The sequence below is a fragment of the Maricaulis maris genome (genome assembly GCF_049116555.1).
Lineage (GTDB): Bacteria > Pseudomonadota > Alphaproteobacteria > Caulobacterales > Maricaulaceae > Maricaulis > Maricaulis maris_C.
The window spans coordinates 195,509-215,424 of record NZ_JAGDYT010000025.1; the positions used below are offsets into that span (position 1 = coordinate 195,509).

At 63.4% G+C, this 19,916-nt stretch carries 25 protein-coding genes; 17 read left to right on the forward strand and 8 right to left on the reverse strand.

Going from position 1 to position 19,916, the window contains the following annotated elements:
- Positions 1-11: 11 nt before the first annotated feature.
- Together JXQ94_RS15020 and htpX are read right to left on the reverse strand one after the other, a co-directional pair.
- Positions 12-1,313 carry an RsmB/NOP family class I SAM-dependent RNA methyltransferase gene (locus tag JXQ94_RS15020; protein WP_421924587.1) on the reverse strand — a complete coding sequence of 434 codons (1,302 nt, stop codon included), beginning with the start codon at positions 1,311-1,313 and terminating at the stop codon, positions 12-14.
- A gap of 53 nt (positions 1,314-1,366) precedes the next feature.
- A complete protein-coding gene (gene htpX, locus JXQ94_RS15025) occupies positions 1,367-2,263 on the reverse strand; it encodes a zinc metalloprotease HtpX (RefSeq protein ID WP_421924588.1) in 897 nt (298 codons plus the stop codon).
- Between the two features lie 53 nt (positions 2,264-2,316).
- Here htpX and JXQ94_RS15030 point away from each other — a divergent pair, with 53 nt between their 5' ends.
- The 3 genes from JXQ94_RS15030 to JXQ94_RS15040 all read left to right on the forward strand — a co-directional run bounded on the left by JXQ94_RS15030 (position 2,317) and on the right by JXQ94_RS15040 (position 3,590).
- On the forward strand, positions 2,317-2,565 hold the full coding sequence (locus tag JXQ94_RS15030) for a DUF1674 domain-containing protein (protein WP_421924589.1): 249 nt from the start codon (positions 2,317-2,319) through the stop codon (positions 2,563-2,565).
- Positions 2,555-2,992, forward strand: coding sequence for a hypothetical protein (locus tag JXQ94_RS15035; protein WP_421924590.1), 438 nt, complete (start codon positions 2,555-2,557; stop codon positions 2,990-2,992). Before JXQ94_RS15030 ends, JXQ94_RS15035 begins: the two co-directional genes overlap by 11 nt.
- A gap of 97 nt (positions 2,993-3,089) precedes the next feature.
- Positions 3,090-3,590 (forward strand): hypothetical protein, encoded by a 501-nt coding sequence (locus JXQ94_RS15040; RefSeq protein WP_421924591.1) that lies wholly within the window; start codon positions 3,090-3,092, stop codon positions 3,588-3,590.
- 15 nt (positions 3,591-3,605) lie between these two features.
- On the opposite strand, the gene pyrF is transcribed toward JXQ94_RS15040, so the two are convergent.
- Both pyrF and JXQ94_RS15050 read right to left on the reverse strand, forming a co-directional pair.
- Positions 3,606-4,298 carry an orotidine-5'-phosphate decarboxylase gene (gene pyrF, locus JXQ94_RS15045; RefSeq protein ID WP_421924592.1) on the reverse strand — a complete coding sequence of 231 codons (693 nt, stop codon included), beginning with the start codon at positions 4,296-4,298 and terminating at the stop codon, positions 3,606-3,608.
- A gap of 9 nt (positions 4,299-4,307) precedes the next feature.
- Complete coding sequence (locus tag JXQ94_RS15050; RefSeq protein ID WP_421924593.1) at positions 4,308-4,934, reverse strand: LysE family translocator; 627 nt, start codon at positions 4,932-4,934, stop codon at positions 4,308-4,310.
- A gap of 140 nt (positions 4,935-5,074) precedes the next feature.
- On the opposite strand from JXQ94_RS15050, the gene JXQ94_RS15055 reads away from it, so the two are divergent.
- Positions 5,075-5,365, forward strand: a complete 291-nt coding sequence (locus tag JXQ94_RS15055) for a metalloregulator ArsR/SmtB family transcription factor (protein WP_421924594.1) — start codon at positions 5,075-5,077, stop codon at positions 5,363-5,365.
- Positions 5,366-5,367: 2 nt separating this feature from the next.
- Positions 5,368-6,087, forward strand: coding sequence for an SdpI family protein (locus JXQ94_RS15060; RefSeq protein WP_421924595.1), 720 nt, complete (start codon positions 5,368-5,370; stop codon positions 6,085-6,087).
- Here JXQ94_RS15060 and glsA read toward each other — a convergent pair.
- Positions 6,084-7,349: a glutaminase A gene (gene glsA / locus JXQ94_RS15065; protein WP_421924596.1), complete on the reverse strand. Its 1,266-nt coding sequence runs from the start codon at positions 7,347-7,349 to the stop codon at positions 6,084-6,086. The two genes, JXQ94_RS15060 and glsA, sit on opposite strands and share 4 nt — an antisense overlap.
- A 136-nt stretch (positions 7,350-7,485) precedes the next feature.
- Between glsA and JXQ94_RS15070 the strand changes: the two genes are divergently transcribed.
- The 4 genes from JXQ94_RS15070 (at position 7,486) to JXQ94_RS15085 (ending at position 11,214) form a co-directional block, all read left to right on the forward strand.
- Entirely contained in the window at positions 7,486-8,718 is a 1,233-nt protein-coding gene (locus JXQ94_RS15070; RefSeq protein ID WP_421924597.1) for an argininosuccinate synthase, read from the forward strand.
- A gap of 182 nt (positions 8,719-8,900) precedes the next feature.
- Positions 8,901-10,034: a sensor histidine kinase gene (locus tag JXQ94_RS15075; protein ID WP_421924598.1), complete on the forward strand. Its 1,134-nt coding sequence runs from the start codon at positions 8,901-8,903 to the stop codon at positions 10,032-10,034.
- Positions 10,035-10,103: 69 nt separating this feature from the next.
- Positions 10,104-10,742, forward strand: a complete 639-nt coding sequence (locus JXQ94_RS15080; protein WP_421924599.1) for a histidine phosphatase family protein — start codon at positions 10,104-10,106, stop codon at positions 10,740-10,742.
- 4 nt (positions 10,743-10,746) lie between these two features.
- Positions 10,747-11,214, forward strand: coding sequence for a low molecular weight protein-tyrosine-phosphatase (locus JXQ94_RS15085; RefSeq protein WP_421924600.1), 468 nt, complete (start codon positions 10,747-10,749; stop codon positions 11,212-11,214).
- On the opposite strand, the gene thpR is transcribed toward JXQ94_RS15085, so the two are convergent.
- Positions 11,199-11,738 carry an RNA 2',3'-cyclic phosphodiesterase gene (thpR, locus tag JXQ94_RS15090; RefSeq protein WP_421924601.1) on the reverse strand — a complete coding sequence of 180 codons (540 nt, stop codon included), beginning with the start codon at positions 11,736-11,738 and terminating at the stop codon, positions 11,199-11,201. The two genes, JXQ94_RS15085 and thpR, sit on opposite strands and share 16 nt — an antisense overlap.
- Before the next feature lie 196 nt (positions 11,739-11,934).
- On the opposite strand from thpR, the gene JXQ94_RS15095 reads away from it, so the two are divergent.
- On the forward strand, positions 11,935-12,699 hold the full coding sequence (locus JXQ94_RS15095; protein ID WP_421924602.1) for a Bax inhibitor-1/YccA family protein: 765 nt from the start codon (positions 11,935-11,937) through the stop codon (positions 12,697-12,699).
- Positions 12,700-12,778: 79 nt separating this feature from the next.
- Here JXQ94_RS15095 and JXQ94_RS15100 read toward each other — a convergent pair whose 3' ends face one another.
- A complete protein-coding gene (locus JXQ94_RS15100) occupies positions 12,779-13,114 on the reverse strand; it encodes a DUF2794 domain-containing protein (RefSeq protein ID WP_421924603.1) in 336 nt (111 codons plus the stop codon).
- Between the two features lie 306 nt (positions 13,115-13,420).
- Between JXQ94_RS15100 and JXQ94_RS15105 the strand changes: the two genes are divergently transcribed.
- From JXQ94_RS15105 to JXQ94_RS15130, 6 genes are all read left to right on the forward strand, one after another.
- Positions 13,421-14,158, forward strand: coding sequence for an ABC transporter ATP-binding protein (locus JXQ94_RS15105; protein ID WP_421924604.1), 738 nt, complete (start codon positions 13,421-13,423; stop codon positions 14,156-14,158).
- Entirely contained in the window at positions 14,158-14,898 is a 741-nt protein-coding gene (locus JXQ94_RS15110; RefSeq protein ID WP_421924780.1) for an ABC transporter permease, read from the forward strand. Before JXQ94_RS15105 ends, JXQ94_RS15110 begins: the two co-directional genes overlap by 1 nt.
- Positions 14,895-16,739 carry a Gldg family protein gene (locus JXQ94_RS15115; RefSeq protein ID WP_421924605.1) on the forward strand — a complete coding sequence of 615 codons (1,845 nt, stop codon included), beginning with the start codon at positions 14,895-14,897 and terminating at the stop codon, positions 16,737-16,739. Before JXQ94_RS15110 ends, JXQ94_RS15115 begins: the two co-directional genes overlap by 4 nt.
- Positions 16,736-17,782, forward strand: a complete 1,047-nt coding sequence (locus JXQ94_RS15120) for a DUF4340 domain-containing protein (RefSeq protein ID WP_421924606.1) — start codon at positions 16,736-16,738, stop codon at positions 17,780-17,782. The genes JXQ94_RS15115 and JXQ94_RS15120 overlap by 4 nt, the downstream gene beginning before the upstream one ends.
- Complete coding sequence (locus tag JXQ94_RS15125) at positions 17,772-18,152, forward strand: VOC family protein (protein ID WP_421924607.1); 381 nt, start codon at positions 17,772-17,774, stop codon at positions 18,150-18,152. The genes JXQ94_RS15120 and JXQ94_RS15125 overlap by 11 nt, the downstream gene beginning before the upstream one ends.
- 78 nt (positions 18,153-18,230) lie before the next feature.
- Positions 18,231-18,920, forward strand: coding sequence for a DJ-1/PfpI family protein (locus JXQ94_RS15130; RefSeq protein WP_421924608.1), 690 nt, complete (start codon positions 18,231-18,233; stop codon positions 18,918-18,920).
- A 4-nt stretch (positions 18,921-18,924) separates the two neighbouring features.
- Here the strand turns inward: JXQ94_RS15130 and JXQ94_RS15135 are convergent, their stop codons facing one another.
- Positions 18,925-19,404 carry an MmcB family DNA repair protein gene (locus tag JXQ94_RS15135; protein ID WP_421924609.1) on the reverse strand — a complete coding sequence of 160 codons (480 nt, stop codon included), beginning with the start codon at positions 19,402-19,404 and terminating at the stop codon, positions 18,925-18,927.
- Between the two features lie 110 nt (positions 19,405-19,514).
- On the opposite strand from JXQ94_RS15135, the gene JXQ94_RS15140 reads away from it, so the two are divergent.
- Complete coding sequence (locus tag JXQ94_RS15140; RefSeq protein WP_421924610.1) at positions 19,515-19,913, forward strand: metallopeptidase family protein; 399 nt, start codon at positions 19,515-19,517, stop codon at positions 19,911-19,913.
- Positions 19,914-19,916 lie beyond the last annotated feature (3 nt).

Consider the following 19,916-nt stretch of genomic DNA (forward strand, 5'->3'; position numbering starts at 1 on the left):
CGGTTTTGGTCTTATCCGGCGCGTTTCACGAACCGGGCAATGAAGAAGCCGTCCATACCGCCCTGCTCGGCCCAGAGGGCCGGCGTGAGGCGCACCCAGCCCGCTGGCGTCAGCGCGGTTTCCAGGCCCGGCAATTCCTCGGCCCTGATGGGCGATTCCTTGAGCTGCCTGTTGCGGCCCACAACCCGCCCGGCAAGGGCCTCGCCTTCTTCCGGCTGCAGCGAGCAGGTGCACAGGACCAGCTGACCGCCAGGTTTCAGCATGTCGGCGGCGGCCTTGATCATTTCGTCCTGAAGTCGGGCCATGCGCGGCGTATCTTCGGCCTGCTTGATCCAGCCTGCTTCCGGGTGGCGGCGCAGCGTGCCGGTGGCGGTGCAAGGGGCATCCAGCAGAACCGCGTCCGCCCGCTGAGGCGGCATGAATTCGCGCGCATCACCGGCTACCAGCTGAGCATTCAGACCCGTTCTGTCGAGATTCTCCCGCACCCGCTGAAGCCGCTTTTCCGACAGGTCCAGCGCCGTGACATCGGCACCGGTGGCGGCCAGCTGCAGGGTTTTCCCGCCGGGTGCGGCGCACAGATCGATGGCAAGCTTGCCGGGGCCAAGATCAAGCAAGGTGGCGGGAATGGCTGCCGCAGCGTCCTGGGCCCACCAGGCGCCCTCCTCATAACCGGGCAAGGCTCGGACATCGCCGACCACGTTTCGGCGCAAGCTGCCATTTGGCAGGATCTCCGCCTCCAGCTTTTCAGCCCAGGCCTCGGTCTCGGCTTGGTTGCGCAGGGTCAGATCGAGTGGTGGCGGAGTCATGATGGCGTTGGCAATGCGGCTCAGCGTTCCCGGGCCATAGGCCGTCCGCCAGCTATCGCGCAGCCATTCCGGCAGATTGTCGCGGGGCAGGGTCTGCTTGACGAGACTGGCACCTTCGCGGTCCATACGGCGCAGGACCGCATTGATCAGGCCCTTCATGCGTTGGGCGTCGGGGCGCTCTTGGGCCAGGTCGACGGTCGAGGACACGACGGCATGCGGTGCGCCTTCCATCCACAGGAGCTGCGTGGCGCCGGTCACCAGCAGGGCCTCTGCGCCCTTTGATGTCTCGTCCAGCGGCCGCGAAAGCAGCTTGTTGAGCACGGTGCGCGTCTGGCCGAGACGCCGGAAAGTGGTGGCGGTGATGGCGCGGGCGAAGGCGCGGTCGCGATCGCTCATGGCGTTGAAGTCTGGCGTGTGTTCCAGCGCAGCCTCAAGGGTCCGGCGCTGTTTCATCACGGCAAGATAGGCAAGGGCCGCGGCGCGGCGTGGGGCAAGTCCGTCACTCATGGCGCGGAGCTAGCACGCGGGCCGCGCCCCGTCGATCACTCGCTGCGGCGCCGTCATCCCCAGGGACCGCGCTGTGACCAGGGTCCTGGCTGGACCGCGGCGCTGGCGCCCGCCATCTGGCGCAGGCGGTCGATCCGGTTGGCAGTGTCCGGATGGGTCGAGAAGAGATTGTCCATTCGCTGACCATTGAGCGGATTGATGATGAACATGTGAGCGGTCGCCGGATTGCGTTCCGCGCCGACATTCATTGTCTGCCGGGCTGAGCGCTCGATCTTCTCGAGGGCACCGGCCAGCGCCATCGGGTCGCCGGCGATCTCTGCACCGACCCGGTCCGCCTCGTATTCGCGGGCCCGGCTGATCGCGCTCTGGACCAACATCGCTGCCATCGGAGCAAAAATCATCATGGCCAGCGAGCCGAGCAATCCGGCGCGGTTATTGCCGCCGAAGAAAAGGGCGAAATTGGCCAGCATGCCGATGGCACCCGCCAGCGTGGCGGTGATTGTCATGGTCAGGGTGTCGCGGTTCTTCACATGTGCCAGTTCGTGCGCCATCACGCCCTGGATTTCGGACCGTGAAAGGCGTTGCAGGAGCCCGGTTGTCGCGGCAACGGCTGCATGGGCCGGGTCGCGCCCGGTTGCAAAGGCATTGGGCTGGTCGCTCTCGATCACGAAGACGCGGGGAATGGGCAAGCCTGCGCGTCGCGCCAGAAATTCCACATCGCTGGCATATTGACGCAGGGCGGGATGGCGCTCGTCTGCCCCGACTTCCCTGGCACCATGCATGCGCAGAACCATGTCAGACGAATTCCACCAGGCGAAAAGATTCATCGCCGCGGCCACGATCAAGGCCAGCATCGCACCGGCAGCCCCTCCGAGCAGATAGCCAATCCCCATGAAGAGCGCGGTCATGCCCGCGAGGAGGAGGAAGGTTCGAAGTGTATTCGCTGTCATTGGTCTTGCCTGGTTGTCTTGGCGAGCTGTGGCTCTCGGCTTATCTAGATGGGATGAGCGAGAAAGATCAGCAAGGCGGGAACGACACCGCGCCCATCCCCTCTTCCACGCCGAACGCCAAGGCGGCCCCCAAAGCGCTCAGCCCGGCGGCGGAGCGGGCCTTGGCCGAAGCCGCGGCGCGTCGTGAAGCCGCGGAACAGGCGGAAGCGGCTGATGCGCCTGCTGAGCTGGGTGGTCGAAAGGGGCCGGAGCCGACCCGTTTCGGAGACTGGGAGAAGAAGGGCATTATCTGTGACTTCTGACGCCCCGGTCGGACCTCCCTACGAGATTTCCGTTTATCCCGACCGCGGATTCTTCGAGCTTGTCTGGCGTGGTCAGATCGGGCTGGACGCTGTGCGTGCCGCCTATGCCGAAGTCGCTGCCCATCCTGACTGGAAGCCCCATTTCAACCGTCTCGTCGTCTACAAGGCGGAGGCCGATGTCGATGACATGAAGTTCGCGGATATCGACGCCATCAAGACGGCCCTTTCGGACTGGCAGGCGGATCATGCGCCCGGCCACAGCCTCTTTGGCGCCAATGTCGTTGAATCGCCGTTCTTTGACGCGCTCGGCGCAGTCTGGGAGGCCCTTTATCAGGGCAATGAGACCCTGACAGTGCGCATATTCAAGACACGCGACGCGGCGACGGACTGGCTTGACGGGGTTCGTGTGGACGCGCCTGACGCGTGAAGCCGAGGGCTCCGGCTTCGCCTCACCGGTGCAGAGGCTTAGCGGGACCGTGACGGGCTGCTAGTGTGCCGGAATGGAACACCGGATTCTCAGTCTCATGATCGCCCTGACGAGCCTGACGCTCGGCTCGACCGCCGCCACGGCTCAATCGGCGCCAGTGCGCGATTGCTCGCCCGAGGATATCCGGCAGGCTCTGGCGGGTGATTATGCCGGTCCGCCGTGTCGCTTTACTGAAATGCCCGCAGACGCCTCGCCACAACTGGCCGGCGCCCGGCCAACAGTGCGGGATGAGCGAACGGTTGCGCAGCCGGAGCCGCGCCGCATGGCTGTGCGCGAGATGCCGCGCACGCCATTTCCCGCGGCCATGCCCGTGGCGCGCGCCGAAGCGGCCACGGTCCGATTGTCCGATGACTTCTTCCAGGGAGGCCTGGTTGGCGGGGTCGGCCGCGCACCGACAATCCAGTACGGCTATCGCGGCATGATCGTAATTGACGCATCCGGCCGCGTTGCACTGCTCACTCCGGGCCAGCGCGCCAGCGGGCCGGTGGTGAGCATGGAGGCCCGGGCCGGTTTGCGGACGCGCCTGGTCGGTCCGTAAACCCTTGTCGTCGGATCAGACGCTGGCGATTTCCGATACGATGGCCGCTGCGGCCGCTTCGGGATCCGGCGCGGCATTGATCGGTCGGCCGACCACAAGATGGCTGGCGCCGTCTGCGAGGGCGCTGGCCGGCGTCGCAACCCGCTTCTGATCACCGACATCCGCGCCGGCTGGTCGGATGCCAGGGGTCACAATCAGCAGCTCATCGCCGAATCGTTCCCGGATTTCCTTCGCTTCATGCGCGCTGGCGACGATCCCGTCGACGCCCGCTTCAAGCGATTGTTCGACCCGGCGCAAGACCAGGTCGCGCGCGCCATAGGCATACCCCATCTCCGCCAGCATGGCGTCGTCATAGCAAGTCATCACGGTCACGCCGAGAAGCTTGAGATTTGAGCCTTCACGACCGGCAACGGCGGCGCGCATGACAGCCGGTTCCGCGTGGATGGTCAGGAGATCGGCGCCTCCCGTCGTGATTGACCGGGTTGCCTTCTCTACCGTGGCAGGAATGTCGTGAAGCTTGAAGTCGAGGAAGACCTGCTTGCCTGTCGCCTTGATCTTGCGGCACAGCTCCATCCCGCCCATGGGAAAGAGCTGGAGCCCGATCTTGTAGAAATTGGCGGTATCGCCAATGGACTCGACCAGAGCCCATGCGGCGTCGGTCGTCGGCAGGTCGAGCGCGACGATAAGGCGGGAATCAGCGTGTGACATAGGGCGCTTCTAAACCGCGTCGTCGACCAGAATCAAGCGTAGGCCCAGACCACCGAACGCGGTCGCTGACAGGCCATTCAGCGCGCGCCGTGCGGTGCGCGACCCGGCCAGCCAGGCCTGAGCCTGCCCGGCTGCCAGCGCGACAATGATCAGGACTCCCGTGCCGATGGAGAAAAATATCCCGCCCAGCACAAGCATTTGCAGCCAGACAGGCGACAGCTCGGCATTCGTGAACTGGGGCAGGAAGGCGAGGAAGAAGAGGCCGATCTTCGGGTTGAGCAAGTTGGTCACCAGGCCACGACGAAAAGCGCGCCAGCTGCTGCGGGCGCCCTTGGAATCCAGCGGAGCATCCAGGTGACGCAACGTTCTCCACGCCAAGTAGAGAAGATAGAAGGCGCCGGCGTATCGGACGACCGTCAGGGCATGCTCGACGGTGGCCAGGAGTGCGGCGAGGCCTGCAGCGGCCAGCACCGTCCAGATTGCGCCTCCGGCGACGATGCCGGCAGCGCCGGCGAGGCCGGCGACGCGACCCCGTGAGGCAGCCGTGGCGAGCGTGAAGGCCATATCGGGTCCGGGCGCCAGGGCGAGCGCTGTCGCGCCGACCAGAAAGACCGGAAAAAGGGCAGGATCAAGCATGGTGAACTCGTGAGGGACGGGGGCGTTTGTCGGCAGATTGCCGCGTCTGACGGCTTTGTCCATTCTCGCCGGGTTCAAGAGTCGGTGACTTGTGATTAGTCACATGCCGAATTATTGATGGGACATGAGACTCCGACCCGATGAGTGACGTGTTCAAGGCCTTGGCCCACCCGGTGCGGCGGGACGTGCTTCGTGCCCTTCGGGACGGACCCCAGTCGGCCGGTGAGCTGGCGGCCCGGTATCCGGTGTCAAAGCCAACCATGTCAGGCCATTTCGCCAGCCTCAAGGCGGCCGGCCTGATCATCGCCGAGCGGCATGGCACCACCATTGTCTATCGTCTCAATGCCAGCGTTGCCGATGAGGCTCTGGGCTGGCTCATGGAACTGGTCGGCAACCAGCATGGCGCAAAGCCGGGCCAGAAAGAGGAATAGGGATGCGAGCGGCACTTCTCAGATCAATGGTCTTCATCCTGCCAGCCTTGGCCATGGCGGCCGCGGGATGGCTCGGAACAGATGCCGATACCCGGATACCGGTCCATTGGGGCATTGACGGCCAGCCTGACCGCTGGGGCGGACGCCTCGAAGCCTTCTTCCTTTTGCCTGCGATCATGATCGGGATCAGTCTCGCCTTTGCCATACTGCCTGCGATCGATCCGCGTGGCCGCAACCTGGCGCGCTCCCGTGTGGTCCTGAATACGGCCTGGTCCGGAACGCTGGCCCTTCTCCTTGTGCTCGAGGCGGCGATGCTTGCTTTCGGCCTGGGCTGGGTCGACGCGGATGGGACCCGGTTCATGCCGGGTCTGAGCCTGACCGCCGTTGGCATTCTCTTCATCCTGCTCGGCAATGTCCTGGGCAAGGCGCGGCCGAACTGGTTTGTCGGAATCCGGACCCCCTGGACGCTGTCCTCGGACCTGGCCTGGGACAAAACGCACCGCTTGGTCGGTCGCCTGATGGTTCTGGCCGGGCTGATCCTGCTCGCCGGCGTCTGGTTCCTGCCGGCAAAGCTTCAATTCGGTCTGGCCCTGATTGTCGGCCTGGCGCCGGCTGTCATTGGTACGGCTTATTCCTACTGGGTTTGGCGCAATGACCCGACCCGCGAGACAGCGATGCCGGATGAGATCGAGACAGACGACCCTCAGGCCTCCAGCGATTAGGCGCGGGTGACCCCGGAGAAGATATGGAAGGGGAAGGCCTCGACGAGGCGTTTTGAGACTTCAATTCCGCGAACAGGATTGCCTTGTCGATCGAGGCGCGGGCTCCAGAGGCTGAAGCCGCCCACGCCAGGCACCACGATCATCAGGCCGCCGGACACGCCCGATTTGGCCGGCAGACCGACCGTGAAGGCGTATTCGCCGGAGTAGTCATACATGCCGCAGGTCAGCATGAGCGAGAGCGTATTGCGCACGATTTGGCTGTCTATCACCCGGTGCCCGGTGGTCGGACAGACCCCGCCATTGGCCAGCGTGCCGGCCACCACGGCCAGATGCCGGCAATCCATCCGGATCGCGCAGGCCCGGAAGTAAAGGTCTAGCGCTTCGCCGGGGGACGATTCCTCGGGGAAGGCATCGTGCTCATCCATCAGTTTGACGAGGGAGAGATTACGATGCGCCGTGGCGCGCTCACTCTCATAAACCGCCTGGTCAATCTCGGCCCCGGCCCCACCTGTCGCCGAGCTGACAAAGCGTTTCAGGAGTTCGGCCCTCTCTGTCACCGGCAAGTGCGGCCGGATCATTGAGGCGCACATGATGGCACCGGAATTGATCATCGGATTGTGCGGCCGGTTGTCTGCATCAAGAGCCAGTTCGTTGAAGCGGCGCCCCGATGGTTCGCGTCCGACATGGCGATGCACCTGGTTCTCTCCGTTGAGGGCCATCGCGAAAGCGTAGATCAGCGGTTTGATCACGGATTGTTGGCAGAAGGCGGTCCGGGCATCACCGATCGCCATCTGCTGGCCATCAATCGTACAGGCCGCCATGCCGAAGGCGTCCGGGTCCTGCTTTGCCAGTTCTGGAATATAGTCAGCGAGATGGCCGCCATCGGCGTCCCGGGCATAGGCGAAAATATTGGCCAGGCGGCTGGAGAACTGCCCGAAGCTGGCAATCGCGAGGCGGTTGTCCAGGGCATTGTGAATCAGGTTGAGCGCGTCCGACGTCAATCCGCTCGCCAGGCTGTCGGCGTCCAGCGGTCCTGCAGCGAGATCCGCAAGGCTCGCCAGGCGCGGCAGCTCTTCCGGGACCAGGCCGGCCAATGCCAGATGGTCGATCAGGCTTGCTCCATCCTCGCACCCGGCTGCCCGGCCGGCGCGGCAGACGGCCTGGGCCAACTCACGCCGCGAATCGCGATCGGCGGCGTCCTGCTCAAAGCGGGCCGGCCGGGCGATAAATCGGGCGAATGGGTCGTTTCCGGATGCGGTCATGGGAGTCAGAATGGGCAGGATTGTCCATCTGTCCACCGGCAAGACGCGTCATGATCATGCCGAAACTGCCGTGAAACACTTGCCTGTGAGCAAGAGCAGCGCTACGCGCAGGGGCAAATCGAGAAGGAATTTGCTCATGTCGTCGAAAAAGCCCGTCAAAAAGGTCGTTCTTGCCTATTCCGGCGGTCTCGACACGTCGGTCATCCTGAAATGGCTGCAGGATGCCTATGACGCCGAAGTCGTGACCTTCACGGCTGATCTGGGCCAGGGCGAGGAATTGGACCCGGCCCGCGAGAAAGCCGAAGCTGCGGGCGTGTCGGAGATCTTCATCGAGGATCTGCGCGAGGAATTCGTCCGCGACTATGTCTATCCGATGGTGCGGGCGAATGCGGTCTATGAAGGCCTCTACCTGCTGGGCACATCGATTGCCCGGCCCCTGATCGCCAAGCGGCTTGTCGAGATTGCCCATGCAACCGGCGCCGACGCCGTGGCCCATGGCGCGACCGGCAAGGGCAATGACCAGGTTCGTTTTGAGCTCGGCGTCTATGCGCTGGACCCGGATCTGCGCGTGATTGCCCCCTGGCGTGAATGGGACCTCAATTCTCGCACCAAGCTGATTGGCTATGCCGAGGAGCATGGGATCCACGTCGCCAAGGACAAGCGCGGCGAGGCCCCTTTCTCGGTCGATGCCAATCTCTGGCACACCTCTTCGGAGGGCAAATTGCTGGAAGACCCGGCCGAGGAAGCCGACGAGATCGTCTATCAGCGGACGCAGCGGCCGGAGGATGCGCCGGACCAGCCTGAATACGTCACCATCGGCTTCAAGGCTGGCGATGCGGTGAGCCTCAACGGCATGGAGATGAGCCCGGCCACACTCCTCACCAAGCTGAATGAGATGGGGCGCGTGCACGGGATTGGCCGGCTCGATCTTGTCGAGAACCGTTTTGTCGGCATGAAATCGCGCGGCATCTATGAAACGCCGGGCGGCACCATTCTCATGGCAGCCCATCGCGGTATCGAGCAAATCACCCTGGATCGCGGCGCGGCCCATCTCAAGGACGAGCTGATGCCGCGCTACGCCAAACTCCTTTATGAGGGTTTCTGGTTCTCGCCCGAGCGCGAAATGCTTCAGGCGGCCATTGATCACTCGCAAAAGCATGTCACGGGCGATGTTCGGGTGAAGCTCTACAAGGGTTCCGTCAATGTCGTCGGCCGGGCATCCGAGCACTCCCTCTATTCGCTCGAACACGTCACATTCGAAGAGGATGTCGTGTACGATCAGACGGATGCTGAAGGCTTCATCCGCCTCAACGCCCTCCGCCTCCAGCTCCTTGCCCACCGTAAACGCCGACTCGGTCAGAACGATTGATCACGGCGCGAGTCGAGGCGCCCGGCCGATGAATGAAAAATTTATTTTGCCGGGCGGACCTTTACTAAACGCCGCGTGAAGTGGACCGTTTTCGCCGGAGCGTCATCGAGGGTTAATTTTGTGTTCAGAGATCAGGCCTAGGTTGCAGGACTTGTGGGCCTCGCACGGGGGATGAGGGGGAAATGAACTCCATCCTGCTGACAGTGCTGCTGGATATTGCATTCGCCGCGGTCCCGATCGTGGCGGTGATGTATATGTATCGCCATGCTGACGTGCTGCGTGAGGCCGGCGCCATTCGTCCGGTTGCCGTGCTGACGGCCGGCTTGCTGGTCTGGGCCGCGTATCACTCCCTCTCCGCCATCGTCATGCTGTTTGGGCCGTTTTTCGTCGAAACCCGGCAGTTGCCGGCGATTACAGGCTTCATTCAAGGGCCATTGCGCTGGATCTCAGACACGGTCGTGACGCTCCTGTTGGCCGTTGGCTTCATCTGGTTTTTCGCCCGCTTGATCGAAATTCTTCGAGGGCTCCGCTCATCTCGGGCTGCGCTGGAGAGTGAGATCGATTCCCGGAGCGAGCGTGAGGCCGAGCTCAAGGCGCGGGCCAATACCGAACGCGCCCAGAGCCAGTCTCGCTCTGAATTCATGCTGGGCCTCAGCCATGAATTGCGGACACCGCTGAATGGTATTCTCGGCCTGTCCAGCTTGCTCTCGAACACCGAGCTCGACGCCTCGCAGCGAAAGCTGCTCTCGACGGTGGAGCGTTCGGCGCAAGCCATGCTGGCGCGCGTGTCCGATGTGCTCGATCTCGCGCGCCTCGAGAACAACAAGGTGGAATTGCGCAGCGTCGCCTTCCGGCCGGACGAAATCGCCCAGACTGTCGTGGGGCTATTCGAGCCGCTGGCGGGCAAAAAGGGGCTGGAACTTGTGCTGGAAGTGCATGAGGGCGCGGATTCCCCTGTTCTGGGTGACCCTGGGCGGGTGCGTCAGATTCTCAACAATCTCATGTCCAACGCCCTCAAATTCACGCCAAACGGCTCGATTGTGCTTGTTGTGGAGCAGCCTTCCGACAAGCGTGAGAAACGCTGGGTCCAGTTCCAGGTCCGCGATACCGGGATTGGCATGGACAGCGAGCTTCTCGCGCGGATTTCCGGCGCGGCGGGGTCTGATGCGGGCGGCGATCCCGGCCTCGGCCTGTCAATCTGTCACCGGCTGGCCCTCTTGATGGACGGTGAGCTCGAGATTCAGTCGGCGCCCGGCGCAGGCACGACCATCACCGTCCGGATCCGTGTCCCGGATGAACCCGAAGCGATCGATTAGCGCCTTACCGTCTCGTCACTTCGCCTTCCCGCTTCCTCACGTTAGAGTGATGACGGGGAGGAATTCATCATGAAGTCGATCTTGTTTGCCGCGAGTGTCCTGTTGGGGCTGTCAGCCTGTAGCCCGGTTGTCGAGGGCAGCGCCCACCCCGCATTGCTGGCCCTGGCTCCGGATGCGGTTCGGGCCGACATTGCGGCAGCAGACCAGCATGTCCTCGTTGTCCGCCACGCCCTGAAGATATCGCCGGATTGCAACGGGATGGATTGTCCGCTGAGCGCTGATGGCGAGCGTATGGTCGAACGCCTCGAGGGGTTGGTCGGGGACACGCCCTTCGAGCGGGCCTATTCGAGCGCGGCATGCCGAACGCAGCTGACAGCGGCCGCCGGAGGCGCACCTGTTGTGGCTCACCAGGCAGTCGACGGTTATGCGGTGGGATGTACCGAAGGTGAGACGGTGACACGTGTCCGAGGCGATGCCTATGCCGAGGTCGCTGCCGGCGAGGCCGTCTGGACCCTGGTGGGTGAGCATTCCAACACCTCCTGTCTCTGGATGTCGGCCTTTGCCGGCTCGGATGCAGCCCAGGCCGCCGGCTGCGATGGCGAGGGCCGGCTTCCCGACGATGCCTATGGCGACATCTTCTGGCTCTATCGGACCGGTGAGGATTGGTCGCTGGCGGTCCTGCCCGATGCCTTCTCGCTCGCTGACTGAGCCAGTGCGCCTGCTTTTCGTCTGTACCGGCAATATCTGTCGGTCGCCGACGGCTGACGCCGTGGCGCGCCAACGCGTTGAGGCCGCCGGTCTGGACTGGCAGGTCGACAGCGCCGGAACGGGAGGCTGGCATGTCGGTGAAGCGCCGGATGAGCGAGCGACCGAGGCCGGAAAGGCGCGCGGCTATGACCTGTCCGTGCTGAGTGCCCGCGAAGTCTGTCCGGAGGATTTCCTGCGCTTTGATCACATTATCGCTATGGATGGCAGCCATTTGCGCTTTCTGCGCCGCATGCCCGGTGCCGGGCGCGGAGCCCGAATCAGTCTGATGATGGATTGGGCTGGCGAGACCGGGGTTGATGTGCCGGACCCCTATTATGGGAGCGAGGACGGGTTTGAGGGCGTGCTCGACATGATCGAGCGGAGCGTCGACGGACTGCTGGCCTCGTTGAGCCCGGATCAGAGCAGCGGATAATCCGCTTCCGGCTCGTAGATATTTCTGGCGCCGCGCGAAAGCCAGCTGGAATAGACCGTGAAATGCGTGACCCGCCAGGGCTCGGTGGCGAAGCCGCCGGTGCGCTCGACAAAGCGGGTCAGCTTCTCGATCGGCGTGCCCTGGAGATAGGCCAGCGTCATGTGCGGATGGAAATTGCGGTGTTCCGGCTCCAAACCGGCCCGCCGCGCCGCGCGCTCGCACTTTGCATTGAGTTGGAGCAATGCCTCGCTGGGGCGGACGCCCAGCCAGAGTGCGCGCGGATCCAGCTTGCCGAACCAGCCCGAGCCGAGCAGCGCCAGCTCGAACGGGGCCATGACGATATTGGCCAGTTCTGCGTCGAGGTCCTCGGCGCGCCGCTCATCCATCTCGCCGAAGAAGCGCAGCGTGACGTGAAAGTTTTCAGGCGGACGCCAGCGCGCACCGGGGACGCCCTTCTGCAGGCGACGAATGTCGGCGTGCAGGCTGTCTGGCACGGGCAGGGCGGCAAAGAGGCGAAGTGTCATGGGTCAATCCGCTGGGTATCCCTTCCAACTAGGGCGATTTTCCCGGCCAAGGCAATCGGGCCGCCCAAACCGGGATTCCCGGCTTTCCAGTCCCCCCTTGCGCTGATGACGGAAACTTGCCTTCCAGCCCGGGGAACATGATATAGTCTGCACAAAGCGCCTGTGTTGGCGCGCGTAGACAAGAGAGACGTCTTCCATGAACGATTTTTCCCGCACTCATCCCGGCGCCGGTTCGCTGGACATGTCGGTGGATGCCGGCCTGCGCAGCTTCATGCTCGGCGTTTACAACAAGATGGCTCTGGGCCTTCTACTGTCCGCCGCAATTGCCTATTCGGTCGGCACCTTCCCGCCACTGACCAATCTCGTTTTCGGCACACCGCTTCTTTTCGTCGTGCAGTGGGGCCCAATCGCCCTGCTCTTCGGTTCCATGTTCTTCATGCGCAACCCGTCGCCGATTGGTAGCGCTGTCCTTTACTGGGCGATTGTCGCCCTGATCGGGGCAAGCCTGAGCTTCTGGGTCGTTCTTGCGGGTAGCGGCCAGACGGTCCAGCGCATTGGCGGCGGTGGCCTCTCTGTTGATTTCGGAACCATCGCGCAAGCCTTCGTGATTACGGCCGGCTCTTTCATGGCGCTGTCAGTCTTCGGCTATACGACGAAGCGCAATCTGATGCCGATGCAGAATTTCCTGTTCATGGCTGTTTTCGGTGCGGTCGCACTGGGCATCCTGAACATGTTTTTCTTCCAGTCGGGCATGCTTGAGCTTCTGCTGCAGTTTGCAGTGCTGGCGCTTATGGCGGGTGTTGTCGCCTGGCAGACTCAGGCGCTGAAGGTCACCTATTACCAGATTGCCGGCGACCAGCGCTCCATGGCCGTGATGACGAATATGGGCGCATTGAACCTCTACATCGCCTTTGTGAACATGTTCCAGATCATCCTGTCCCTGCTGGGCAGCCGCGACTAGCGTTGATCTGACTGACTGAAACAAGAAACCCCGGAGCGGTTGCTCCGGGGTTTTTCTTTGCCGGTTCGAAAGAGCCACCTCAGTCGATGACCTGGAATTTCTTCTTCTCGAAGACCTTCATTACCTGGGTCAGATCATTGCCGCGCTTGAGGATTTGCCCACTCATGGCGATGACCTTGTACTGGCCCTGGCGATTGGTGTCCGCCGGCGTTTTGACGACCGTGAACATCGGAACCTCGCTGGCGCGGCGGAAAATCGAGAACACGGCTTCGGTCCGCAGACCGTCAATGGCGTAGTCCTTCCACTCCCCCTGGGCGACGAAACGTCCATAGACCCGCAGGATCGCATCGAGCTCGCGCCGGTTCCACATGACCGGGTCCGGCTTGCGTTTCGCGAAGGGGGATAAAGATTGCACGCCGAATTCTCCCACCAGTTGAATCACCCTGTCCAGCTTACAAACATTTCACGCAGCGCCGCAAAGTCGCCACATTCTCGGCGCGTTCCGGCCATACCGCCCGACCACCGTCTCACCTGTCGGCCGGTCGCACTAACCGCCTCCCAGCCTGGTTTTAGACAGCCCCCCCAGCCCCCCGGGTCAAGAGGCTGCGGTCCGGTCGACACCCCCAATTCCGCTCATGAAATGGACAACTTGCCTTGCCTCTGGCCAAGCGCGCCGCGTCGCGCTAACGCTAGATCAGTCAGATCATGAGCCCTGCGAACCATGCTGGTTGCCGATCAACTCATCAAGGATTTCGGGTCCTTTCGTGCGGTCGATGGTGTGAGCTTCACCCTCGAGCGCGGCGAAGTGCTTGGTTTTCTCGGCCCAAATGGAGCCGGGAAGACGACCAGTATGCGCATGCTCGCCGGTGGGCTGGAGCCGGATGGCGGGACCGCGTCGATTGCCGGCTATGACTGCATGACCCAGCGCCTGGAGGCGCAGTCGCGCCTTGGTTACCTGCCGGAAGGGGCGCCCGCCTATCCGGCCATGACGCCACGGGGTTTTGTCATTTTCGGCCTGCGTGCACGTGGCTTCTCCGGCGATGCATTGATGCGCGCGACGGGTCTGGCGCTTGAGCGCGCTGTTCTGGGCGAGATGGCGGATCAGCCGATCGGGACGTTGTCCAAGGGCTATAAGCGACGCGCTGCCCTTGCCGCGGCCATCGCCCATGATCCGGCTGTCCTCATTCTCGATGAACCCACTGACGGGCTTGATCCCAACCAGAAGGATGGTGTGCGCCAGTTGATCCGCGACATGGCGCCGGAAAAGGCGATCATCATCTCAACCCATATCCTGGAAGAAGTGCCCGCTGTCTGCTCGCGGGCGATCGTGATCGACAAGGGCCGTGTCCTGTTTGACGGCACCCCGCACGCGCTGGCTGCGAAAGGCCCTGATGCGACGGTGGAATCGGCCTTCCGAGCCCTTACCCAGGGCGTTGACGGCGCGGAGGCAGCGGCGTGATCCATACCCTGCATGCCGTTTATCGCCGCGAACTCACCGCGTATTTCCAGACGCCACTCGCCTATGTCTTCCTGGCGGTTTTCGCGATCTGTGCGCCCGCCTTCGCGTTTCATATCGGGCGGTTTTTCGACACCAACCGCGCCGATCTCGCGCCGATGTTCGACTATCTGCCCTGGCTGTTTGTGGTCCTCATGCCGGCCCTGGCCATGCGTGCCTGGGCCGAGGAGCGTGATCGCGGCACACTGGAATTCCTGATGGCTTTGCCGATCCCGCTCTGGGCTGCGACGGGTGGCAAATTCCTCGCCGCTTGGACGGTTGCCGGTCTCGCCCTCGCTTTGACCTTTCCGATGTGGATCGCGGTCAACTATCTCGGCGCACCGGACAATGCGGCGATCGCGACCGGCTATCTGGGTGCCTGGCTCATGGCGGGCAGCTATCTGGCTGTTGGCCAGGCGTTGTCTGCGACCACATCGAACCAGGTCGTGGCCTTCGTTCTCGGTACGGGGGCTGCCTTTCTCCTGACCATGGCGGGATGGCCATTTGTGCTTTCGGCGCTGGGGGAGAATGCACCAGCCGTCCTGTCCGAATTCGTCGCGCGGCTGAGCGCTCTGGAGCATTACAACGCCTTCCGATACGGCGTGATCGGCCTGTCCGACCTGATCTATTTTGTCGGACTCATCCTCGTCTCGCTGACGATTGCGGGTGTCCTCATTGCCGAGCGGCGTGGAGGAGGGCGATGAAGCGCACTTTCTTCCTGCCCCTGATGCTGATCAGCCTGATCGTCGTCTTCCTGGGTGGCAATGAATTGGCGGGTCGATGGTTCGGCAGCGCCCGCCTCGACCTGACACAGGACGGGCTCTACCGCCTGTCTGACGGCTCGGTCGCGGTCATGAACCGTCTCGAAGAGCCGATCGAGTGGCGCTTCTACTATTCCCGCGCCGAGGCCGCCCAGTATCCTGCGATCCGGGCCTATGCGACCCGTGTCCGCGAGTTTCTCGACGCGTATGCGGACCGGTCCAACGGGCGTATCCGCGTAACCGAGATTGATCCGGAGCCCTTCTCATCGAACGAGGATGAGGCGCTTGCCGCCGGATTATCGCCCATGCCCACGGATAGCGGGGACAATCTTTTTTTCGGCCTCGTGGCGCGGAATTCTGTCGACGAACAGGCTGTTATTCCACTTTTCCGGGAAGAGGCGGAAGCGCGGCTTGAATACGATCTCACCCGCCTCATCGTCGACATCGAGCGGCCTGCCCGACCAAGACTGGCCGTCCTTACAAGTTTGCCGCTCAGTCCCGATGATGGTGCTCCGAACGCCTTCATTGCCGAACTGAACGCGGCCTATGATCTGATCTGGCTGGAGCGCGATTTTGTAGCGATGCCAGAGGCGAGCGCCCTGTTGATTCTGCACCCGGGCGCCTTGAGTGAGGAGCAGCTCTATCTCGTTGATCAGTTCGCGCTGAGCCATGGGCGTGTCCTCGCCTTCCTCGATCCGCTGGCGCACATGGCCTTGCGGCCTGGTCCGGACGGCTTGCCGCCGATCAATGCCCGTCGCTCGTCCGATCTCGGGCCGCTCCTCACCCGCTGGGGCGTTGGATATGACAGTGAAACGGTGAGCATGGACCGGCAGCTCGGCTTGCCGGTCGAGATTGTGGAATCCGACGGTCGTGCCCGACGGCGAGCCTACCCGCTCTGGTTTTCACTGGGCGCGGGCCAGATCAGCCAGACAGATCTGGCCACGGCCACCCTCGATCTCGGCCTGAATTTCGGTTCGCCCGGCGCGTTGTCGATCAATCCGCTTGCCGGTGTCGAAGTGACACCTCTCCTGTCGACATCGCCGGAAGGCGCGTTGCTGGACGCTGACATAGCCGCAGGTGCGCCGGGACCGGACGCCCTGTTGCAGGACTACAATGCGGCAAGCGAGGCGCCCATTATCGCGGCGCGCGTTACGGGCATGATCGAGACGGCTTTCCCGTCAGGGCCACCCGCCGGCGAGATCGCCTTCAATCCGGGCGCTCATCGCGCGCTGGCCTCGGGGCCGGTGGATATCGTCATTGTCGCCGACGCAGACTGGCTCGATGACAATTATTATGTCCGCAATGATCCGGGCACGGGCCGCAGCTTTGTCGCCGACAATCTGACCCTGGCGCTCAATCTCATTGATATGGCGGCGGGCGACCCGGCCCTTGTCTCACTGCGCTCGCGGACGCCATCCCTGCGCCCGATGGCACGGGTTGAACGTCTGCGGGCAGAAGCGGAGGCCCGCTATGTCGAAACACAGGATCGGCTCGAAGCGGAAATTGCCGATGCACAGGACCGGTTGAGCGTGTTGTTGAACAGCGGTCAGGCTTCGGCCCTGCTCGCCGACTCGCAGGCCAGTGATCGCGATGAGGCGATGCGCTTGCGTGAACAAATCCTCGAGGGACGCGAGTCATTGCGGGGAATCGAACGTGATTTCCGGCAGGATATCGATGCGCTCAATGCAGACCTCCAATTCTGGACGATCGGCGTCCCGCCCGCCTTGATCATCCTGCTCGGGATCGCCGGGGCGGTCGTCCGGCGACGGAGGCGGCGCGGATGAGTGTGACCACGGACAAGCGACGACGCACCCAATTGCTGGTAGCTGCCGGCGCGGCCTTGCTGCTTGCAAGCGGCGCCCTGGTGACGCTTTTTTCGCAGGCCAGCGAGACCTGGCGCCCGGCTGTCAGCGGACCGGTTCTGCCAAACTGGTCCAATACAGTGGCCAGCGCCCGGGCAATCGATATTACCGGGGACGAAAGCTTTCTCCTTGAACAGGCGGCTGGCGTCTGGACCATGCCCAGTCGGGACGGATATCCGGTCCGGCCGGAACGCCTCGCCGAGCTGGACGCCTATCTTGCGGCTCTGACATTCGAGGGCGCCCGAACCGATAATCCCGGCAGGCTCGGCCGTCTCGGACTGGCCGAACCCGGCACCGAGAACGGCGCGACGCGTATCAGCGTTCGCGATGCGGACGGGACCATTCTGGCCGACATTCTTCTGGGCGAGACGCGCGGTGAGCGGGTTTATGTGCGTGAACCCGGTCGCAACCGGGCCTTTGCGGCCCGGCTCGGCGACGGTGCGGTGGCACGGCCCGACCTGCTGCCGGCGGATGCCTGGCTCGATCTCGATTTCCTCTCCCTCGGCACGAATGACATTGCCCGTGCGGATATCCAGCCGGAGGCTGGCCCGGCCTATCGTCTGGAACGGGCATCGACGGCGTCACGGAATTTCGCCCTGCGGCAACCAGCTGGCTGGCAGACCATAACCGCCGCAGCCGGGAATGGCCCGGCAGCCGCGCTTGGCCGCGTTCGCTTCCGTGATGTTCGCCGCGCGGACCGGTTGGGCGGTGAGTTCGTGGCCCACCACACGGCCGAAACCTTTTCGGGTCTGAGGGTTCGGATTGACGTCAAGGCGCTGGGCGAAACCCGCTGGGCGCTGATCACGGCGTCAGCCATCACCGATGATGCAGCCGCTGAAGCGTCGGCGCTCAATGCGCTCAGCGATGGCTGGGCCTATCTGATGTCTGATCTCACGATTGATCGTCTGATCAGACCGCTCGACAGGATTGCGGACCCGCGCGAAGAGACCCGCGATGCGCCTTAACCAGATCACCCTTCCCGTCAGCGACATTCCGCGTTCGAAGGATTTCTACGCGCGCCTCGGCTTCCGGCTCCTGGTCGACAGTCCGCATTATTGTCGGTTTCTCGCACCGGACGGGGATGCGACCTTTTCGATCCATGTCGAAATACCGGTTGGGACCGGGGCGGTCATCTATCTGGAATCCGAGGACATGGACGCGGATTACCACCGCCTGCAGGCGGCGGGGTTTGATTTTGAAACGGGGCCGCGTGACGAGAGCTGGCTTTGGCGTGAAGCAATTCTTCGGGACCCGGATGGTCATCGCATCAAACTCTACTACGCGGGCGAAAACCGCATCGATCCGCCCTGGCGCGTCTCGCCGGACAGTCGCTGACAGGATTTGCGGGGGGTTTGGCATTCCCGCTTCTGATGGCGATGGCTAGCTTGCGCGTGGCTGGGATTGGAGACATGCATGCCCCGTCTGAAACATATCGGCTTTGTCCTGTTCGACGACCTCACCCAGCTGGACTTCACCGGGCCGCTGCAAGTGCTCAGCCGAATTCCAGGCGTCCAGATCCACCTGGTCGCCCGGGAGGCCGGTCCGGTAAGGACGGATTGCGGACCCTTCATTCTTGCTGACACCCGCTTCTCCGAGTGTCCGCAGCTCGACCTGATCTGTGTGCCCGGCGGTTGGGGCGTCGACGCGGCGATGGAAGATGCGGCGACGGTGGACTTCCTGCGCCGGCAGGCCGCCGGGGCGCAATTCATGACCTCGGTCTGTACAGGGGCGTTTGTTCTCGGGGCAGCAGGGCTGCTCGAGGGCCGCAAGGCCACCACCCACTGGCGTTATCACGCCTCCCTGTCCCGCTTCGGTGCCGAGCCGGTCACTGCCCGGGTTGTCCGGGACGGAAACCTGTTCACCGGCGGCGGCGTCACGGCCGGGATTGATTTCGCGCTGACGATCGTGCGCGAACTTTATGGCGAGGCATTGGCCCAGGCCATCCAGCTGGGTCTGGAGTATGATCCGGCGCCTCCTGTGAATGCCGGGTCTCCCGACAAGGCGCCGGCGGCGGTTCGTGACGCCGTTGACGCGCGCTTCGCGCCGCGATTGGAGGCGTTTCTGGAAGTTGTGGATCGGGTCTCGGCCACGGCAGACGCCTGATCTGTCAATCGGCGGTCGACGCCGTGTCGGCCGAGGGCTCGCCCACACGCATCAGCCGGTCTGCGGCGGCCCGGGCAAAGCGCAAGGTCAGCGCCTTGCGTCGGGCGGGGGCGAGCTTGAGAATCGGGCTCTCCCTGACAATCGCACCGCCGAAGCCGTCGGCGATGATCAGACCGGCATCGTCCGGAATGACGTCACGGGGAAAGCGCTCGGACACCGCGAAATAGAGCCGGTCGCAATAGCCGGCATAATTGGTCCATTTGCTGTCGGCGCGGAAATCGGCAAGGCCGGACTTGATCTCTATAATGGTGATCTCGCCCTTGCGACCAAGCGCAGCGAGATCGGCGCGCCGTCCATCGGGAAGGCTGAACTCCGGGACCGCGCTATATCCCATATGCCAGAGCAGGCGCGCGGCGCCACGCGTCAGGGCCTGAGCATCATCGATCAGCGGGTTGGCGGTTGAGGCGACATCATCTCTGGACATTGCCGGAGTTTGTACCTGATTTGTTCGCGCTGCAAGCGTATGCTGATCATGCCTCTGTTCAAGCCAGTCGGGCTCGATCAGATTGAGGCGGGATGACAGAAAGACGCGCCATGACCGCAGACAGTATCGCGCCATCGCTGGATGATTTCGAGCGGCTCGCCGCGTCCGCCTTTGAGGCATTGCCTGGCGAGATGCGGGCGCTTTGCGGTCGGGTGGACGTCTTTGTCAGTGAATTTGCGGATGCCGAGACCCTGGCCGCGGTCGGGCTGACCGACCCGTTTGAGTTGACCGGCGTCTATATCGGCGTGGACCTGTCGCAGAAATCGGTCTCGGACCCGTCGCCTGAGCCGGACCGGGTGGTCCTCTACCGCCGCCCTATCCTTGATGAATGGGCCGATCACGGATCCATCACGCTGGGCGAATTGATTGCTCATGTCCTGGTGCATGAGATCGGCCATCATTTCGGCCTCTCCGATGAGGATATGCACCGTATAGAGGACGCGGACTGACGG